This is a genomic window from Syntrophales bacterium (assembly GCA_023228425.1).
GTDB lineage: Bacteria > Desulfobacterota > Syntrophia > Syntrophales > UBA2210 > MLS-D.
Window position 1 is genome coordinate 1 of sequence record JALOBE010000015.1, and the last position, 17,468, is coordinate 17,468.

At 55.0% G+C, this 17,468-nt stretch carries 18 protein-coding genes and 1 tRNA gene; 12 read left to right on the top strand and 7 right to left on the bottom strand.

The window, feature by feature from the left end; translation table 11 throughout:
- Positions 1-182 precede the first annotated feature (182 nt).
- The 7 genes from M0Q23_06860 to M0Q23_06890 all read left to right on the top strand — a co-directional run bounded on the left by M0Q23_06860 (position 183) and on the right by M0Q23_06890 (position 6,312).
- Complete coding sequence (locus M0Q23_06860) at positions 183-737, top strand: acyloxyacyl hydrolase (protein ID MCK9528345.1); 555 nt, start codon at positions 183-185, stop codon at positions 735-737.
- A gap of 16 nt (positions 738-753) precedes the next feature.
- Positions 754-1,323 (top strand): hydrolase, encoded by a 570-nt coding sequence (locus M0Q23_06865; protein ID MCK9528346.1) that lies wholly within the window; start codon positions 754-756, stop codon positions 1,321-1,323.
- A 204-nt stretch (positions 1,324-1,527) separates the two neighbouring features.
- Positions 1,528-1,929: a large-conductance mechanosensitive channel protein MscL gene (gene mscL, locus M0Q23_06870; GenBank protein MCK9528347.1), complete on the top strand. Its 402-nt coding sequence runs from the start codon at positions 1,528-1,530 to the stop codon at positions 1,927-1,929.
- Positions 1,930-2,365: 436 nt separating this feature from the next.
- On the top strand, positions 2,366-2,872 hold the full coding sequence (locus M0Q23_06875) for a MarR family transcriptional regulator (GenBank protein MCK9528348.1): 507 nt from the start codon (positions 2,366-2,368) through the stop codon (positions 2,870-2,872).
- Complete coding sequence (locus M0Q23_06880) at positions 2,869-4,023, top strand: acyl-CoA dehydrogenase family protein (protein ID MCK9528349.1); 1,155 nt, start codon at positions 2,869-2,871, stop codon at positions 4,021-4,023. Before M0Q23_06875 ends, M0Q23_06880 begins: the two co-directional genes overlap by 4 nt.
- A complete protein-coding gene (locus M0Q23_06885; GenBank protein MCK9528350.1) occupies positions 4,007-4,960 on the top strand; it encodes a MoxR family ATPase in 954 nt (317 codons plus the stop codon). Before M0Q23_06880 ends, M0Q23_06885 begins: the two co-directional genes overlap by 17 nt.
- Complete coding sequence (locus M0Q23_06890; protein ID MCK9528351.1) at positions 4,960-6,312, top strand: VWA domain-containing protein; 1,353 nt, start codon at positions 4,960-4,962, stop codon at positions 6,310-6,312. The genes M0Q23_06885 and M0Q23_06890 overlap by 1 nt, the downstream gene beginning before the upstream one ends.
- Positions 6,313-6,443: 131 nt before the next feature.
- Here the strand turns inward: M0Q23_06890 and M0Q23_06895 are convergent, their stop codons facing one another.
- The 5 genes from M0Q23_06895 to tpiA form a co-directional block, all read right to left on the bottom strand.
- Positions 6,444-6,746, bottom strand: coding sequence for a hypothetical protein (locus M0Q23_06895; GenBank protein MCK9528352.1), 303 nt, complete (start codon positions 6,744-6,746; stop codon positions 6,444-6,446).
- A gap of 255 nt (positions 6,747-7,001) precedes the next feature.
- A complete protein-coding gene (locus tag M0Q23_06900; GenBank protein MCK9528353.1) occupies positions 7,002-7,232 on the bottom strand; it encodes a YheU family protein in 231 nt (76 codons plus the stop codon).
- Between the two features lie 477 nt (positions 7,233-7,709).
- Positions 7,710-7,796, bottom strand: a tRNA-Leu gene (locus tag M0Q23_06905).
- Between the two features lie 82 nt (positions 7,797-7,878).
- Positions 7,879-8,229, bottom strand: a complete 351-nt coding sequence (gene secG / locus M0Q23_06910; protein MCK9528354.1) for a preprotein translocase subunit SecG — start codon at positions 8,227-8,229, stop codon at positions 7,879-7,881.
- A gap of 22 nt (positions 8,230-8,251) precedes the next feature.
- Positions 8,252-9,019, bottom strand: a complete 768-nt coding sequence (gene tpiA / locus M0Q23_06915; GenBank protein MCK9528355.1) for a triose-phosphate isomerase — start codon at positions 9,017-9,019, stop codon at positions 8,252-8,254.
- Between the two features lie 519 nt (positions 9,020-9,538).
- On the opposite strand from tpiA, the gene M0Q23_06920 reads away from it, so the two are divergent.
- A complete protein-coding gene (locus M0Q23_06920; GenBank protein ID MCK9528356.1) occupies positions 9,539-10,201 on the top strand; it encodes a lytic transglycosylase domain-containing protein in 663 nt (220 codons plus the stop codon).
- A gap of 23 nt (positions 10,202-10,224) precedes the next feature.
- On the opposite strand, the gene M0Q23_06925 is transcribed toward M0Q23_06920, so the two are convergent.
- Positions 10,225-11,520 carry a citrate synthase gene (locus tag M0Q23_06925; GenBank protein MCK9528357.1) on the bottom strand — a complete coding sequence of 432 codons (1,296 nt, stop codon included), beginning with the start codon at positions 11,518-11,520 and terminating at the stop codon, positions 10,225-10,227.
- A gap of 309 nt (positions 11,521-11,829) precedes the next feature.
- Here M0Q23_06925 and M0Q23_06930 point away from each other — a divergent pair, with 309 nt between their 5' ends.
- Entirely contained in the window at positions 11,830-13,224 is a 1,395-nt protein-coding gene (locus tag M0Q23_06930) for a CoA-binding protein (GenBank protein ID MCK9528358.1), read from the top strand.
- A gap of 32 nt (positions 13,225-13,256) precedes the next feature.
- Here M0Q23_06930 and M0Q23_06935 read toward each other — a convergent pair whose 3' ends face one another.
- Positions 13,257-14,042, bottom strand: a complete 786-nt coding sequence (locus tag M0Q23_06935) for an enoyl-CoA hydratase-related protein (protein MCK9528359.1) — start codon at positions 14,040-14,042, stop codon at positions 13,257-13,259.
- Positions 14,043-14,408: 366 nt separating this feature from the next.
- Here M0Q23_06935 and M0Q23_06940 point away from each other — a divergent pair, with 366 nt between their 5' ends.
- From M0Q23_06940 to M0Q23_06950, 3 genes are all read left to right on the top strand, one after another.
- Positions 14,409-15,032, top strand: a complete 624-nt coding sequence (locus tag M0Q23_06940; GenBank protein ID MCK9528360.1) for a site-2 protease family protein — start codon at positions 14,409-14,411, stop codon at positions 15,030-15,032.
- A gap of 259 nt (positions 15,033-15,291) precedes the next feature.
- Positions 15,292-15,492, top strand: coding sequence for a cold-shock protein (locus M0Q23_06945; protein ID MCK9528361.1), 201 nt, complete (start codon positions 15,292-15,294; stop codon positions 15,490-15,492).
- 166 nt (positions 15,493-15,658) lie between these two features.
- Complete coding sequence (locus tag M0Q23_06950; GenBank protein MCK9528362.1) at positions 15,659-17,359, top strand: glutamine--tRNA ligase/YqeY domain fusion protein; 1,701 nt, start codon at positions 15,659-15,661, stop codon at positions 17,357-17,359.
- Positions 17,360-17,468 lie beyond the last annotated feature (109 nt).

Below are 17,468 nucleotides of genomic sequence, written 5' to 3' on the forward strand. Positions count from 1 at the left end.
AACACGCTGAAATCAAAACCCTATTTCTAATGGTTTCCATTAGAACATACTCAGGATAATCTCACAACTAAAAGCGACTAACGCTATCTATTATGACCAAAATCTGCTAATGGAAAATCTGGGTTTATAGTGCTTCGTCGCGCGTTGCTGCCGGAATCAACGCTCATGCCCCGGAGGCTTGTTTGAAAAACCCCGGAATTTTGATTATCACCCTCATCATGATCGCGATACTCTCGATCGCCTGCCCGTCTCACGGGGCTGCCGCGCGGGGATCCGGCGAACGCGAAATCGTCGTAGGTGCCGGATCGTCCCTCCACGGCGGCCTCGCCAGCAGACAAGTGCTGATTTCACCGGCTCTCAGCACGCAGCCGACGCGCCAGCCCTCTCTTCGACTGCGCCTCGAAGGAAACCTTGAATTGATCCATTATGATGGAAAACTGACTACCATTGCCGGCATCGCGCCGATGATCCGAGTCTACCTCGTGCCCGGGCGGGACCGGGGGCTTTTTGTCGAGGGAGGAGTGGGCGTTAATGTCAAAAGCCGGAAGACCATCCGCGAAAGAGAACTGGGAGGTTCCCTCATTTTCAGCCCCTCCCTGGGCGCGGGATACGCTTTTTCTGAGCGGCGGCACCCCGCGGCTCTTTCAATTCGTTACAGGCATCTCTCAAACGGAGGACTCTATTCAGAGAATCGGGGATTTGATTCCTGGTATGGCTTGATTTCTATAGGGTTTTAACGCAAGGAGGATGATCATGGAAAAAACCAAACCAACCCGGGATGAGGCGCTGGCTCTCCTGATGCAGTATAACCGGAGCGAAGGACTGATTGTGCATGCCCTCGCGGTAGAGGGGGTTATGCGCCACTTCGCCGGGAAATTCGGCGGCGATCCCGATGTGTGGGGCATCGTCGGTCTGGTCCACGACCTGGACTACGAACAATACCCCGACCATCACTGCCGGAAGAGCCGCGAGATTCTCGAGGAAAACAACTGGCCCGAGGAGTACATCCGTGCCGTCGTAAGCCACGGCTGGGGCATTTGCAGTGACGTTCCTCCCGAATCGAAGATGGAACAGGTACTCTACGCAATTGACGAACTGACGGGGCTGGTATCAGCCGCGGCGCTGGTACGGCCATCCCGAAGCGTGATGGATCTGACCACAAAGTCGGTCAGAAAAAAATGGAAGGACAAGCGCTTCGCCGCCGGTGTCGACCGTGGAATCATCGAAGCGGGGGCCCGAATGCTGGATATGGACATCAACGACCTGATCACGGAAACCATTGAAGGCATGCGCGGCGTGGCCGAAGACATCGGTCTGAAATAAAAGATAAAAACCTCTTTTCTCTGACGGAGGCATTCTCAGAGGGCTGTATTACAGGCAGAAAGCGACTGTCGCCTCGGGAAATTTAGAGATGAGGCAGTCGTTTTCCTGCCGACCGCATACCGGGAATTCTTTCCGGGGTATGCGATGATGACTTGTGAACGTGCCAGTACTTAAACAAACCATGAACCGGGAGGATATGCCGTGATGGGTCTGATCAAAGAGTTTAAAGAATTTGCGGTACGGGGTAATGTCGTCGATATGGCAGTCGGCATCATTATAGGAGCCGCCTTTGGTAAAATCGTTTCGTCCGCCGTGGGCGACGTTATCATGCCTCCCATCGGTGTCCTCCTGGGAGGAGTCGATTTCTCCAATCTTGCCTTTACTGTGAAAGAGGCCACCGGAGACCTGCCGGCTGTCGTCATCGGCTATGGGAAATTTATTCAGACGGTTATTGATTTTACCATCATCGCGTTTACCATATTTATCGCGATAAAGGGAATCAACTCGCTGAAGCGTAAAGAAGAAGCGCCCGCGGCTCCACCGGAACCTCCGGCACAGGAAGTATTGCTGATGGAAATACGTGATTTGCTGAAAGAACGTAAGTAAACCCCGGTACGGGGGCTCCGGTACCGGAGGTCATACCTCCGGTACCATTCTACGAAGCCGTCATCTTGTACCGCCCATCAAAGAGCCCGGAAGGCCACGGACAACCTGCCGTCCCGCAGAGGAGCCGACGGAGCGAACGGCACTCTTTTTGCCGCGGCCTGCACCATGCCGTCTGCCCTGCCGCCAGGGGGTCCCGTTCGTCCGAAAAGTAATTCGTTTATTCCGCCGCCAGGGCTCTTCGCCGCTGTCGCCGCCGCGTGCTGCCGGGCTGCCTCACGCGACTGCGCGTGCCCGGCATCACCCGAACTCCGTCAGCCGCTTCCTCTGTTTCACAGCTGCGGGACGTCTGTTCGATACTGTCAAGTGTCGATTTTGCATTGACAAGTTATTTTGCATGTATACTATTGGTATGCAAAATAAAATGGAAGGTGCCTCCATGAACGATGATGATCGGTTGATATTGCTCCTGTTTACAGCCCAGCAAAAGTTGCGGTCCTACCTCAACAATGCACTGGCGGCATCGGATATCGGTGTGACCGTTGCCCAGTCGGGAATCCTCTTCCTTCTCAAACAGAAGGAAGGACGGACAATGACGGAAATAAGCAGGATCCTCGGCATTGACAACTCAACCGTGACCGGCCTGACGGATCGCCTGGAAAAGGCGGGCCTGGTCAGGAGACAGAACAACCCGAATGATCGACGGATTTCACACCTGCAGATTACAGAAAAAGGGCTGCGGGAGGCGGATCGGGCACGAGTGGTGATTCATCGGGTCAATGATGAAATCAAGTCAGGACACACAGACGAAGAGATCGATTCTTTCAAACGGGTACTCAAACGTTTCTTTGCCAAGTTCGACGGATCGAAAAAAGCGGTAGAGGCGGAGGCTTCTTCGGAGAAACTTTCCACCCGTGAAGAAAGATTTGAAGGGGCCGGGCGATGACACACCGATTCTCTCCGGATCTGACGGCTCTGCGGCATCGGGTGGAAACCTTCGCGGCAAAGGAAGCTCTTCCCGTCCTGATAACCAGTGAAGACTTTCCCCGGAACCTCTGGTCAACCATGGGACAGAAAGGATTACTCGGCCTGGGGATTCCGGAAGAATACGGCGGGTCGGGAGGAACGTGGATAACTATCCAGGCTGTCGGCGAATCCCTGGTACGGGGATGCTCGAGCATCGGCCTGGCCCTGTCCTGGCTTATCCATGTTCTTTTGAGCCGCTTTATGATCATGGGATTGGGAACCAGGGACCAGATGGATCAGTGGCTGCCCCGGCTCGCCCGGGGTGAAACCACGATAGCGCTCGCTATTTCAGAGCCCCGGGTAGGGTCTCATCCCCGGCACCTGCGGACATTCGCCGCACATGAGGGCACGCAATGGAGACTTCAGGGAGAAAAAAATTATCTCTCCAACGGCCCCCTGGCCGGGGTGTTTTTAGTCCTCGCTGTTTCAAGCGGAAAAGGAAGCGCAAAGGGATTCACCGCCTTTCTGGCACCGCGGGACACAAAGGGTCTTCGGTTAACGGAAACTATCCGGTCGGAAACCCTGAAGCCGTCGATTCTCTGCGGTATGAAGCTGGAATCGTGTGTTCTTCCGGAGGATTCGGTTCTTGGCCCGCCCGAGAGGGCCTATGATACAGTTTCTAAACCCTTTCGGGATCTGGAGGACACCCTTCTTATGGGTCCGGTGGTGGGCGCCACGGCGGTGCAGATATCGCGCCTGGCGGCACTGATTCGTAACCAGGAGATAGAAAGAAGCGATGAACTGAAAAGAGGCATGGGGGAACTTCAATCGCACCTGGACACCCTGAGAGTACTTGCCGTCGAGGCAGCCGCCATGATCGATAGCAGCCATCGCGACCGGGAGTACCATTCAACTTTACTCTATTTTCGTCGATCGGTCGGGCATTTTCAATCCACGATCCTGCGTTTGATCGAACAGGGCCATATCGAAACCGATGAGGCATTCAGAACGCTCACAAACGATATAGCGTTCACTATCGGTATCGCCCGCAATGTTGCCATGATACGCCGGCAGCAAATGGGAGAAGCACTTCTTCTTGAAAAGGACAGTCATTATGCAGAACAATATTGAACACCCGGTTACATCACCGGACATACTCCGACAGGAACTCCGGAAACGTGGTTACGTGGCGAGCCGGCAGATCGCGACGACGGTTTACCTGGCCTGCCGTCTTTGCAAACCGGTACTGGTGGAAGGCCCGGCCGGAGTGGGTAAAACCGAACTGGCAAAAGCAACGGCGTCTCTGCTGGATCTGCCTCTCATACGCCTTCAGTGTTATGAGGGACTGGATGAATCCAAGGCGCTGTATGAATGGAAATATGGGAAGCAGCTGTTGTACACACAGCTGCTCAAGGACAAGCTCGACAGCATCATCCGGCGAGAGAACGGCTTCAGTGAGTCCATCGAAAAGTTGTATCGTTATGACGACATCTTCTTCTCTCCCCACTTTCTTGAACCACGGCCCCTGATGAAGGCATTGCAACAGGACCGGGGGGCTGTCTTGCTGGTGGATGAAATCGACAAATCCGACGATGAGTTCGAGGCATTTTTGCTGGAAATACTCTCGGATTTTCAAATTTCCATTCCCGAAATCGGAACGGTCAAGGCCCGCGTCAAACCCTTTGTATTCCTGACAAGCAACAATACGCGGGAACTGGGCGAAGCCCTCAAGCGCCGTTGCCTGCACTTGTTCATTCCCTATCCGGACGCGGCGCTTGAAAGAAGCGTCGTCAAAATACATGCTCCGGACATATCAGACACGCTCAACCGACAGCTGGTCGCCTTCACCCAGGCCGTGAGGCGACTGGACATCAGGAAAGCCCCCTCGATCAGCGAAACCATTGACTGGGCCCGCGTTCTCCTGGTCCTGCACGCGGAACACCTGAACAGCGACGTGGTGAGGGACACACTGAACGTATTTCTGAAACATGAGGCAGACATCGCTCTTGTAGCGGACCGCCTGCATGAGCTCACAACAGGCGCCCTCAGGGCGGCAGGTGATTCCTGATGGATCGTGTCATCAGCACGTTCATTACCTGCCTTCGACAGGCCGGCCTGGGGATTTCCACGTCAGAAACACTTGACGCTCTTGAGGCGGTGCGACTGGTCGGCTACGAGGACCGGGCTGTTTTTAAAGACGCGCTCTCGGCCACCCTGGTCAAGTCCGCCCACGAAATGGACACTTTTTTACGGTATTTTGACAGGTATTTCTCTCTGGACCCGATTACCGATGAGACAATGAACGCCATCGGTTCACTGACAAAATCTCCGGATGAATCCGGGGCGGCTGCCGATGTTTCTCTTGTCGACATGCCGGCCATGAAAAATAAAACAGCGCTGCTCCTGGCTCTTCAGAAAGCGGCCCAAGAAGTCAGACTCGAGGACATCCGGTATATAACACAGAGAAACCCTTACGTGACCAAGATGCTTGATGCCATGGGCATGCGGGACATGGAGCTTCTGATCGGGAGCCTCAAGGCAGAGGGCACAGCGGCTGCATCAGGTCGGGCGGCGGCCCTTGAAAGGGCCGTAACGTCTCTGAAGGAAAGTACCAGGTGGTACGTGGACCGCCAAATGGCACTGAACATGTCATCGGCTGCCGTGAGCCGGACCGATCCGACCTTGCGCCACAGAAAACTCTCAACACTTGAAGAACGGGACCTCAAGGAGATAGAAGCTATTATCCGACGCATGGTGAAGCGTCTCCGGGACCGTCAGTCCAGGAGCAGGACGTCCGCTCACCGGGGACAGCTGGATTTCAAGAAGACCTTGAGAAAGAATATGGCCCGCCATGGATTCCTGTTCGATACTCAATGGAAGAAAAAGAAGATTGACCGTCCCGAACTGGTCGTTATATGCGATATCAGCAAATCGGTCATGCGAACCGTCCGCTTTCTGCTCATGTTTATCTATGGCTTGAATCAGATCGTGTCGCGCATCAGAACCTTTGCTCTGTGTTCGAATCTTGTTGAAGTCACCTCTGTTTTAGACAGGTTGCCTCTTGAGGAAGCCATAGAAAAAATACGGCTCGGCGAAGGATTACCGATATTTATGGGGTACACCGATTACAATCAGTCTTTTCTGGATTTCAGGGACATGTTTATGGACAGCGTCTCCCGTAAAACCACCGTAATCATTCTCGGGGATGCCCGCAATAATTACCAGGAAGCACAGACGGCGGTGCTCCGGACAATTCATGAGCGCAGCAAGCGCCTGATCTGGTTGAACCCGGAGGATGAATCTTTCTGGGGATCGGGAGACTCGGAAATGAAACAGTATATTCCCTGCTGCAGCATGGTTCAGGAGTGCAACACGCTGCACCATCTTGAAGAGTTTGTCCGGAAGACGATTTCGATATGAGATGCCCGCCGGAAGAGCTGCGCGCGCGCCGGTCAGGCAATAATGTGTGGTCCGCGGGTGAGATCTGACGGCAAGGCTGTACGACGCCTGTACGTTTGCGTCAGTGAAACATTCTCAACTTTACGAAGCCGTCAAAGCTGGAGCCACCCGGGCTCCATCTTTCTCAATTCCGCGTTGATATACTTGCGGTCCTTCCAGAGGTGTTCCACAAGTTCCTCATACCCTCTCCCCTGGTGATCACTGTTTTCAGCGATGGCGGGAAGGATCGTGAAGGAGGCCGATTCCCTGTCGCAGCGGATGTCGACGTAATTTCCCTCCATTCCACCGAGAAGGGGCACGTGGTAAGAGAAATCCCCGCCAGCCCGCAGGATGTCTTTTGCAAGCAATCGGGCGTCTTTTTTCGATCGTATCTGAAAGGGCTGTTTCCTGACCATACGGTTCCGTCACTTCCTTTCCCCTGTGGATTTTCTCCTCATATATCATATCAAAAAAAGCACTGTATCCGATTTTCCAGATTTTGCAATGCTTTTCTCCCCTTCCCCGGCAGCCCGGGAGAGATCACGATCGTTGTTCAGGGAGGTAAAAAATGCTGACGGACCGGAAAGAGAACAATGAACAGGAGTGCGTACCGGGACTGACGGTGTGCTTAAGCGAAATCGGTTAGTTCCATGTCGGAGAATCGGAGACGGTTATTCCGTCACCAGACCAAGCTTCTTCATGATCGGATCATGCACCGACACAATGGCGGTGGTTTCGGTCTCATCGTCATAGAGAAGAACGGCCGGCCCCCGTTCGAGCCCGGACTTCTTCCGGTTGTACTTCTCGTCCCAGGAAACCTCGATTTCACCGTAATCGGTCCCGCATCCGGAGATGAATTCCCTGATCACGCCATCCAGCGCTTCGGGGCTCAGCCTGTTCACGGATATTCTGTGGTTCCGAACTCTCTTCGTGACCCGGTGCAAGAAATTTCTTGCACCGGATCGCCTAAGATATTGAACCGGCTTTCCGGCGGTGTGTACCTTGGGAATCCGCGTGGCTATAAATCGAAATCGAAGGGGCTGTCCCCATCCACCGGGCTGGTACGTGCAACCATTGAACTCCCCATCGGGTCGCTTTCGAGTGCGATACCACGCTGACTGATTAAAAATCGGGTCCAATATTTCCAATGAGTTACAAGACTGCCTTTGGGAAATTCGGACTTTTTACGAGGCCGTCAAACTTGTTTTTCTCTCAAGTACAAAAAACTACTTGAGGACACCTATGTCCACGAAATAGAAGAACTATTTTTCGCGGGTGTTACACTCCGGTCATACGTTTATGAAAGTACCCCACAGAAAAACGGGAACCTGGGGGCAAACCCCACGTTCCCGTTATCACAGGGAATAATTTTACAAATATGGTGCCGAAGCCGGGACTTGAACCCGGACGGGCGTGGCCCACTACCCCCTCAAGATAGCGTGTCTACCAAGTTCCACCACTTCGGCATGTTGCCGCACCGTAGTGCCTTTCCCCTGTTTTGTCAATAAAAAAACGCCGGGTTATCCCCCCTGCCCGGCGTCGGGTTTATCAATCAGCCGCCGGGCCTGGAGGCGGAGGCGGTTGGTCCGGAATGTCGGGAACGACAGGCAACGGCGCGCGTTCGTCGATGCTGTGTTCCACCGCTGAGGGAGGAGCAGGTCCCCGAATAACCGATTCGCTCTTATGGGCCGCAAAGTATGCGAGCCAAAGTGACGTCAGCATAAAAACAACAGCCACCACGGTTGTTGCCTTTCCGAGAAACGTTCCCGGGCCGCTGCTGCCGAAAATGGTCTGGCTTGATCCGCCGAAGGCCGCGCCCATGTTAGCCCCCTTGCCTGACTGCAGGAGGACGACGAGCACCATTGAAATGCAGACGATTATGTGAAGAACGACAACCACAGTACTCAACACGTATATCTCCTTACACCGTTGCAGATGATCGGAACCGCACTATGTTCATGAATGATGCCGGTTTGAGACTGGCTCCACCGACAAGAACGCCGTTTATTCCTTCGTGCGCCATCAACTCGTCTATGGTTCCTTCGTTGACGCTTCCCCCGTATATGACAGGAACCGTCCGACCGTCACCGATTCCGGCATATCCGGAAAGGATTTCCTTTATAAATATATGTACTTCAACAGCCTGCTCAGGGGTCGCTGTTTTACCGGTGCCGATAGCCCAGACAGGTTCGTAGGCAACTATAATTTTCCGTATATCATCGGCAGAAACATTTCGCAATCCTTCTTTTATTTGCCCTTCGACTGTGGAAAGCGTCCTGCCCGATTCCCGCTGTTCAAGGGTTTCTCCCACACAGACTACGGGTATGAGTCCCGTCTTCAGGGCGAGCTTTACTTTTTTGTTGACCTGGCCGTCTGTTTCTCCAAAAAGATTGCGCCGTTCGGAATGGCCTATCAGGACGTATGAACAACCCGCATCGGCAATCATCGCTGCCGAAATTTCGCCCGTGAAGGCCCCCGATTCCGCATAGGCCATGGTTTGTGCCGCCAGTTGAACGGTCGATCCCCTCAGGATATCGGCCACCGGACGGAGCGCCGTGAACGGCGGCGCAATGATTACCGTCCTGTCCGTGAACGTCGATGCTTCGGCTTTCAGTTCCCGGGCAAAGTCAACTGCTTCCTCAATGGTCTTATGCATCTTCCAGTTCGCCGCTATGATTGGTTTTTGCATTTCAGCACTCCTCGTATGGTTCCGTGAGTTCCTTCAGAGTGGAAGCTTCCCGAAGGTATCCGTCGCGGGGAAGCGGACATGCGGAAGTAGTAACGCCATGAAAGCCGATAGTCAACACAATTTTTCGGCACCATCCTTCCTTTCCTGCAGTGATCAGACCGTCATTCCTTCATCCACCGGCAGGAAAATAAAACTTCTCCCCGCACCGTGTGGACAGGAGACTCCGGGCCGTTTCGTTCTGCTGCTGATGCCCGGCGGATCGCCGCACCACGGCCCGCGAGGGAGACCTTCGTCCGTACTGCTCCGGAATATCGAAACAAACAGCCATTTTGATGTGCAGATGCGGACAATGCTCCGGGCAGCCTCGCGGCCGCCGACGCCGGCGCAATACAAGACTTGAAAAACACACAAACGTGACGCAACAGAAAGATGGTGGTGGATTTGGGAAGAGATAAGGGGTTGACAAGAAGATTGTTTTAGAATATAATAAGTGGTTACATAATATATGTGGATAAAATCATGGAAGAGCGGACGAATTCAACATTACAGTGGATTCCGGGGAAATGGACGGCAGTGGGCCTGCCGATTCTTGCCCTTGTATGCTCTATCTCGGTTCTTGCCCTTGATGGCCGCGAGGCATGTACCGGTGAGTACCGACCGCAGGAGCATCTGTTTGCCCGGTTCGCGGAGGTTCAGTCACTGGCTGAGCCGGAGACCGTCTGTGTTGATCCCGTCGAGGAAGAAGCGGTCATCATTGTGTGGAGAGACGACAGTTTTGACGACATCATCGAGGAACGGGCCCAACGCTACGGTATCGAACCGGAGCTGGTAAAGGCGATCATAATGGCAGAATCCGGCTATGACCCCATGGCGGTTTCCAGCGGGGGGGCCAGGGGGTTGATGCAGCTTATGCCCCGTACAGCCGAATCGCTGGGAGTTGAAGACTGCTTCGACCCTGTGGAAAACATCGATGCCGGCATACGGCACTTCAGGGATCTCATGGACCAGTTCGACGAGCAGACAACACTGGCTCTGGCAGCCTATAACGCCGGTTCGCGGCGGGTCAGGGAGTACCAGGGTGTCCCACCCTACCCGGCAACCAAAATATACATAAAGAACGTCTTCCGGTATTACCGTTATTTCAAGAACATCACCGACGACACGGCTGAACACACCGCCTGAGACGGACTCGCTTCCCACGGTCGTTATTGCGAAGCCCGCTGGTCCCTCGGTATAAAATCACGCACCTTGGATCCGATATATATCTGCCTGGGTCGACAGAGCCTCGATTCCGGGTCCTCCATGCTTTCCATCCACTGACTGATCCATCCCGGCAGCCGCCCAATGGCAAACATGACGGGGAACATGTTCACCGGGATGTCAATGGCGCGAAGCAGAATGCCGCCGTAGAAATCCACGTTCGGGTAGAGCTTGTGCTCGATGAAATAGGGGTCTTCAATCACCCGTTCTTCCATTTCCCGCGCTATGGCGAGGAGCGGGTCAACCCTTCCCAGTTTCGCCAGCAACCTGTCACAGAGCTTCTTGATGATCGGAACCCTGGGATCGTAGGTTCTGTATACCCGATGACCGAACCCCATGAGACGGAAGGGATCTTTTTTGTTTTTCGCCCTTTCTATGAAGGGTACGACGTTTCCTCCGCTCGCCTCTATCTCCTGAAGCATTTCGACCACCGCCTGGTTTGCGCCGCCATGGAGCGGTCCCCAGAGCGCGCTGATGCCGGCGGAGATCGAGGCGTACAGGTTGACCTGGGCGCTTCCCACGTGGCGGACGGCCGAGGTGGAGCAATTCTGTTCGTGGTCCGCCGATATGATCCAGAATACTTCGAGGGCTCGCACGACGTCATAATCGATGACATAGGGGCGAACAGGGGAGTCGAACATCATGTTCAGGAAATTCGCGCAGTACCCCAGCTCGGGGGAAGGATAGATCACAAGGTGACCCTGGCTTATCTTGTAGGACATGGCGGCCATGGTTCTCAGCTTGGAAAGAAGCCGTGCTACAGTGATGTTGGTTTCCTCCTCCTGGCTGCGTTCCGGCACTTCGGGGTAAAAAGCGCGCAGAGCATTCACCATGGATGAAAGAATTCCCATGGGGTGGGCACCCCGGGGAAAGTTGGAAAAGAAGGTTTTCATGTCCTCGTGGACAAGAGAGTGATGGTTGAGCAGCCCTGAAAAAGTGCTCAATTCGTCAGGGTTGGGGAGATGTCCGTTAATGAGCAGATAGGATGTTTCCACAAAAGTGGAATTCTCCGCAAGCTGTTCAATGGGGATTCCCCGGTACCTCAGGATTCCTTTCTCACCGTCAAGATACGCTATGGCGCTTCTGCAGTTTCCCGTGTTGACATAACCGGGGTCATAGGTGATGTAGCCCGTTTCTTCGAGGAGATTTGAGATATCGATGGCTTTTTCTCCCTCAGAACCGACGATAACAGGAAATTCATAGGTTTTTCCCTCGAGAATAAGCGTTGCTTTCTGCGGCATGATGTGTACCTCAATACATAATAAATGTTGGAAAAAACCGCAATGTAACAGACCCCTCCTAACTTTGCCAGATAAATTAATCCGTCACCCGCTATAACAGGAGACCTCGAGGTTTCGATAAGGGTTTGACCCGACCGGCCCATTGTAGTAGCTAGTGCCGTGTCACGCCCCATCGTTTTCCCGGATAGTGTGACCAAGCGCTCCACGAGGCAGGTTTTGCTCAGGAGGGTCAGATGTTTCACGACACCGGAGGCGGCTCCACGATGCAGCATCATGGGTGTACCTTTACCGTAAGGAGGATTGTGTTTCATGGGTGCTCTGCCCCGGGAATTTTTCAACCCCCGGTCTGTCGCCGTGATCGGTGCGACGCGAAAACCGGGATTTGGTTCCGGAATCCCCCGTTTGTTGAAGCGGCTGGGCTACACGGACCACCTCTATCTTGTCAATCCCCGCGAACATGAGATCGAGGGACTGCCGGTCTACCGTCGTGTCACCGACATTCCCGATCCCGTCGATCTCGCCATAGTCATCGTTCCCCGGGATCACGCGCGAAGCGTCATCGAAGACTGTATCGCGAAAAACATTCACGCGGTGATCTTGGAAACAGCCGGTTTCAGTGAAACGGGACCCGAAGGCGCCCGCATGGAGCGGGAAATAGCTGATCTGATAAAGGACGAGCCCGTCAGAATCATCGGTCCCAACTGCGTGGGGCTTATCAATCCCCATGGCCGTTTCACGTCAACGGAAGTTGCCCTCGAGGATATTACCCCGGGAAACATCGGAGTCATAGCCCAGAGCGGCGTCTTCGGCAGCATCGTCGCCGACTGGGCGCCGGGGCAGGACCTGGCCGTCAGCTCCCTGGTCACCATCGGGAACCGCCTCGACGTCGATGAAGCGGACGTGCTGTACCATTTCGCCCAGGACGCCACAACCGATGTCATTGTTCTGTATCTTGAGGGGGCGAAAGACGGACGGCGCTTTCGAAAGGCCCTTGGAGAAGCCTCACGCCGGAAACCTGTCCTGCTGTACAAGAGCGGCAGGACCGAGGTGGGGCGACGGGCCGCCGCGTCACACACGGGGAGCATGAGCGGTGTCGACGGCCTCTATGAAGGCCTGTTGAAACAGGCGGGCGTCATCAGGGCATCCAGTTTCCAGGAGCTTTTCGACCTGGCTCGGGTCTTTTCGCGGCAGCCTCTCATGAAGGGCACCGATACGGGGATCGTATCGACGTCGGGATCACTGGGTGTCATGGCTGCCGACGCGGCCGTCCAGTGGGGACTCCGGTTCCCCGATCTTTCACCCGGGACATTGGAGATGATCGAACGGCAGGCGCCGGCCTGGATGAACGTGAAAAACCCTCTCGATGTCGGACCGTCAGGCCTTTTCGGGCCCGGCCTGGAAGGTCTGCTCCGGGATTCGAGGATACAGGGAGTGATCGCCATCCCCGTTGTTCCCGACTCAACTATGCGGTTGATAGCGGATAGGGGGATGGGCCCCGATGTGCTTACAGGCGATGTCGAAGCTCTCCGGCGCCTGCTGCCGGACAAACCGGTGGTTACCTACACGGTGGGCGGCGCCTTCTGGACGTCGCTGGCGAGAAAAACCATCGGTCCCCACTTTACCATGGTACGTTCCGCCGAAACAGCGGCGAAAGCGCTCTGGGCGCTCCACCGGTATTACCGATTCCGGCGCGACAACCCCTGAAAGCCCGTCACGGCACCTGACCGATGCTTTCATCAACGGCGAAACCTGTTGAACTCGGGAGGGCGTTTTTCGAGGTAGGCAGATCTACCCTCCCGGGCTTCCTCCGTTCGGTAGTACAGATCGGCCGCCGTGAAGGACATTGCCTCGGTGCCGGCGATATGGTCGGACTCCCTGTTGAGGGCCGCTTTCAGCATCCTGATGGCCGTCGGGCTCATGGCGAGGATTTTCCGGCACCAGGCCTCGGTTTCACGGTCCAGTTCACCCTTTGGAACGACTTTGTTCACGAGTCCCATGCGAAGGGCTTCTTCAGCGCTGTAACGTTCGCAGAGAAACCATATTTCCCGGGCCTTTTTTTCGCCCACCACCCTGGTGAGGTAGGCGGCACCGTAGCCGGCGTCGAAGCTTCCCACCTTCGGTCCCGCCTGTCCGAACAGGGCGTGGTCGGCGGCGATGGACAGGTCGCACACGAGATGAAGCACATGCCCGCCGCCGATGGCATAGCCGTTTACAGCCGCTATGACCGGCACGGGAACGCGGCGTATGAGGTCGTGGACCTTTCTCAGGTAGATAATGAGATCAGCATCATAGCCCGCAGCCGCGTCAGCCGGATCGCCGGCATCGCCTCCCACCGAGAAAGCCCGGTCTCCATTTCCCCTCAGGACAGCGACGCCGATCGACGGGTCGCGAAAAATGTCTTCAAAGGCGTCGGCCATTTCAATGACCGTCCGGGTCCGGAAGGCGTTGAGCTTGTCGGGGCGATTCATGACGACCCGCGCGATGCCGTCCTTTTTTTCATAGACAATATCTGAATAGTTCATTGCGCAACTCCTGTACAAGGTCTGTGTTCCCGTGCGTGGTGACAGGTACTGGTACGATACCATTCCGCATCATATCACGCAATCACATGTTGACGGCGGGCTATCGAAAGGAGGAGACAGGGACATCTTTTTGTGATAGGGAGCAGACATTATGGCGATACACTGACAATACCGACGGCTTCGTACAATGGTACCGGATGCTTGGTTGCGTCCCCTCCCTCGTCACGGCGGCGTACCTCACAGTACGCCTCATTAAGATGTGTGCGCCGTGCCTCAAGGAGCTTTTTACAAAGCCGCTCTCTATCAGACGTTTTCAGACTTTGTACGAGTTCGTCAATACTTTTCTTCGTCAGAAAGATACTGCCGATGGGTTTGCTGCATCTTCTTCTGGAATCTCCCGGAGCCTTTCTCCTGATGGCGATACCGCTCCTGTATGCCGTGATTTTTCATGAAATCGCCCACGGTTTCGTGGCGAACCGGATGGGTGATCCCACGGCGCGGCATATGGGGCGATTAAGCCTGAACCCCCTGAAACACCTTGACCCCGTGGGGACCTTCATGCTGTTTATCTTCGGCTTCGGGTGGGCCAAACCCGTTCCCGTCAACTTCGCCGCTATCGGTAACGACAGGAAAGCGCTGATTGCCGTTTCCGCGGCGGGTGTCGTCACCAACATGATTCTCGCTTTTATCGCCCTGTTTCTGCTGCAGTTGCTGAAGCCCTCGCCGGGCGGGATTCCGGCGACGGCGCTGACCTATTTTGCCTACATCAACATCATCCTGGCGGCTTTTAACCTCATACCGATTCCCCCGCTTGACGGTTCGAAGATACTCATGGGGTTTCTGCCGCCGGGGCTTCAGCGGCAGCTTTCCCGGCTCGAACCATACGGCTTTTTCATTATCATTGCCCTGCTGTTCCTGGGTGTTCTGCGACCGGTCATTCTGTTTATTTTTAATATTCTCTACGGTCTGATCGGGTTCGTACTCGGCTGATGGGAGGCGGCGCGCCGGTTTCCCTCCGGATTCTCCGGCAGACTTTTTCAGAAATCACTTGACTTCAGCGGAAAAATGAGTAAAGTGCCGACTATTCTGAGCGCGTCGGGGCTTCATGAGGGTCGCGGGGCGTGTTAAAGTCTGGATTGAAACACTTTGAAGTACGAAGTTGAACATCGAAAATTTCAATTGTCGGTTTGTTTCATAGATGTGGCCGATCCAACTTTAGGAAAATCCGGAAAGAAGGAGGATTGCCACAATGTCTACAGGCATAGTGAAATGGTTCAATGAAAGCAAGGGTTTCGGTTTCATCGAGAACGATGAAGGCGGAGATGTCTTTGTTCATTACAGTGCCATTCAGGGCGATGGTTTCAAGGTTCTTCGTGAAAACCAGCGTGTGAGCTTCGACGTGGAGCAGGGCAAAAAAGGTCCTGCGGCGGCTAATGTGAGGCTTCTGTAAAAGAATCTGAACATGGATCATGAAACGCCTCCGGGACTCAATTCCCGGGGGCGTTTTTCATGTTCGGCCCGCGGGCGCGGAAGAGAAGAAGTGAAGAAAGGTCTTTCCGATGGCGCCCGTGATGTGATACCTCTACGCAACACCCATGTATAAGGAGTGATGCCCCATGATACGCAAAGAGTCACCTCCTGCCGGCGACTTTATCAGGGATAGTATCGACGAGGATCTCAGAAAGGGTGTGGTTTCCTCCGTTGCGACCCGTTTTCCGCCGGAGCCGAACGGATATCTGCACATCGGCCACGCCAAGTCACTCTGCCTGAATTTCGGTATCGCGGCCCAGTACGGCGGTACCTGCAACCTCAGAATGGATGATACCGATCCGGAAGGTGAGTCCCCGGAGTTCGTGGAATCCATCATCAGGGACGTGTCGTGGCTGGGATTCGACTGGAACGATCGTCTCTATTTTGCCTCCGACTATTTTGAAAAGCTGCATGACTTTGCCGTGGCCCTGATCGAGGCGGGCGGCGCCTATGTCTGCGACCTGTCTGCCGATGAGATCAGGGAATACCGGGGCACCTTTACTGAACCGGGAAGGGAAAGCCCCTGGAGAAACCGTTCTGTTGCGGAGAATCTGGACCTTTTCAAACGCATGCGGGAGGGAGAATTCGCCGACGGTGAGCGGGTACTCCGGGCCCGGATCGACATGGCTTCTCCAAACATCGTCATGCGGGACCCCGTCCTGTACCGTATCAAGAGAGAATCCCATTACCGACGGGGAACGGACTGGGTCATCTATCCCATGTATGATTTTGCCCACTGTCTTTCCGACGCTCTTGAAGGCATCACCCACTCAATCTGCACTCTTGAGTTCGAAAATAACCGCCCGCTCTACGACTGGCTCGTGGAACGGCTCATCGAAACCGGAAGACCCCGCCAGATCGAATTTGCCCGCCTCAATCTCAGCTTCACTGTCCTGAGCAAGCGGATCCTCATTGAACTGGTGCGCGGGGGCGTTGTGTCCGGGTGGGATGATCCCCGAATGCCGACGGTAGCGGGAATGAGACGAAGGGGATATACACCGGAGGCAATCCGTGCGTTCTGCGGAATCATCGGTGTTGCAAAGAATGAGAACCTCGTGGACATATCGGTCCTCGAGCACTGCCTCCGGGATGACCTGAACGAACGGGCTCCCAGGGCCATGGCTGTCCTGCGTCCGTTGAAAGTTGTCATCGAAAATTATCCCGAAAACCGGGTGGAAGAAATCGATATTCCCAATCATCCCCGGAATCCCGGCATGGGGACCCGGAAGGTTGCCTTTTCCCGGGAATTGTACATAGAGCGTGACGACTATCTGGACGATCCTCCGAGAAGCTTTCATCGCCTCGGACCGGGCCGGGAGGTGCGTTTGAGAAACGCCTGCGTCATTCAGTGCCGGGAGGCGATCCGGGACCCGGCCACAGGCGACATCATCGAACTGCGGTGTATCTGTGACCCTGAAACGCTGGACGGTCGCCCGTCCGAGGGCCGCAAGGTCAAGGGCGTCATTCACTGGGTGTCGGCACCCCATGCCATCCCTTCAGAGGTCCGGCTCTACGATCGGCTCTTCAGCATTCCCGATCCGGCCGGTGAAGATGATATCCTTTCCTGCCTGAACCCGAATTCCCTGGAGAAACTTCACACCTGCTTCCTGGAAGCAAGCCTCCATGAGGCCCGGCCGGGGGATCGTTACCAGTTTGAGCGGTTGGGATATTTCTGCCGCGACAGCACAAGCTCGCCGGGGGACAGGCCCGTATTCAACAGGATCGTGCCATTGCGCGACAGCTGGGAAAAGATAGCCGCCCGAACGACCGCTGAAACGAGAGGGTGACCGGTGTCACGGCAGACGCCGTGACCCGGTTCTCCATCCTTTTCAATGCTCCCCTGCCACCACGAGTCCCGCCTCCTTTTTTATCCGGAACGGACGGACCGGGTACGTA

What these genes read in the sequence shown, in the direction of transcription:
- M0Q23_06885 (MCK9528350.1), top strand. Translation starts at nt 4,007, where the DNA reads ATGCAGAACAATATTGAACACCCGGTTACATCACCGGACATACTCCGA.
- M0Q23_06940 (MCK9528360.1), top strand. Translation starts at nt 14,409, where the DNA reads ATGGGTTTGCTGCATCTTCTTCTGGAATCTCCCGGAGCCTTTCTCCTG.
- M0Q23_06875 (MCK9528348.1), top strand. Translation starts at nt 2,366, where the DNA reads ATGAACGATGATGATCGGTTGATATTGCTCCTGTTTACAGCCCAGCAA.
- M0Q23_06945 (MCK9528361.1), top strand. Translation starts at nt 15,292, where the DNA reads ATGTCTACAGGCATAGTGAAATGGTTCAATGAAAGCAAGGGTTTCGGT.
- M0Q23_06895 (MCK9528352.1), bottom strand. Translation starts at nt 6,746, where the DNA reads ATGGTCAGGAAACAGCCCTTTCAGATACGATCGAAAAAAGACGCCCGA.
- mscL (MCK9528347.1), top strand. Translation starts at nt 1,528, where the DNA reads ATGGGTCTGATCAAAGAGTTTAAAGAATTTGCGGTACGGGGTAATGTC.
- M0Q23_06950 (MCK9528362.1), top strand. Translation starts at nt 15,659, where the DNA reads ATGATACGCAAAGAGTCACCTCCTGCCGGCGACTTTATCAGGGATAGT.
- M0Q23_06865 (MCK9528346.1), top strand. Translation starts at nt 754, where the DNA reads ATGGAAAAAACCAAACCAACCCGGGATGAGGCGCTGGCTCTCCTGATG.
- M0Q23_06930 (MCK9528358.1), top strand. Translation starts at nt 11,830, where the DNA reads ATGGGTGCTCTGCCCCGGGAATTTTTCAACCCCCGGTCTGTCGCCGTG.
- M0Q23_06890 (MCK9528351.1), top strand. Translation starts at nt 4,960, where the DNA reads ATGGATCGTGTCATCAGCACGTTCATTACCTGCCTTCGACAGGCCGGC.
- M0Q23_06880 (MCK9528349.1), top strand. Translation starts at nt 2,869, where the DNA reads ATGACACACCGATTCTCTCCGGATCTGACGGCTCTGCGGCATCGGGTG.
- M0Q23_06925 (MCK9528357.1), bottom strand. Translation starts at nt 11,520, where the DNA reads ATGCCGCAGAAAGCAACGCTTATTCTCGAGGGAAAAACCTATGAATTT.
- M0Q23_06920 (MCK9528356.1), top strand. Translation starts at nt 9,539, where the DNA reads ATGGAAGAGCGGACGAATTCAACATTACAGTGGATTCCGGGGAAATGG.
- tpiA (MCK9528355.1), bottom strand. Translation starts at nt 9,019, where the DNA reads ATGCAAAAACCAATCATAGCGGCGAACTGGAAGATGCATAAGACCATT.
- M0Q23_06935 (MCK9528359.1), bottom strand. Translation starts at nt 14,042, where the DNA reads ATGAACTATTCAGATATTGTCTATGAAAAAAAGGACGGCATCGCGCGG.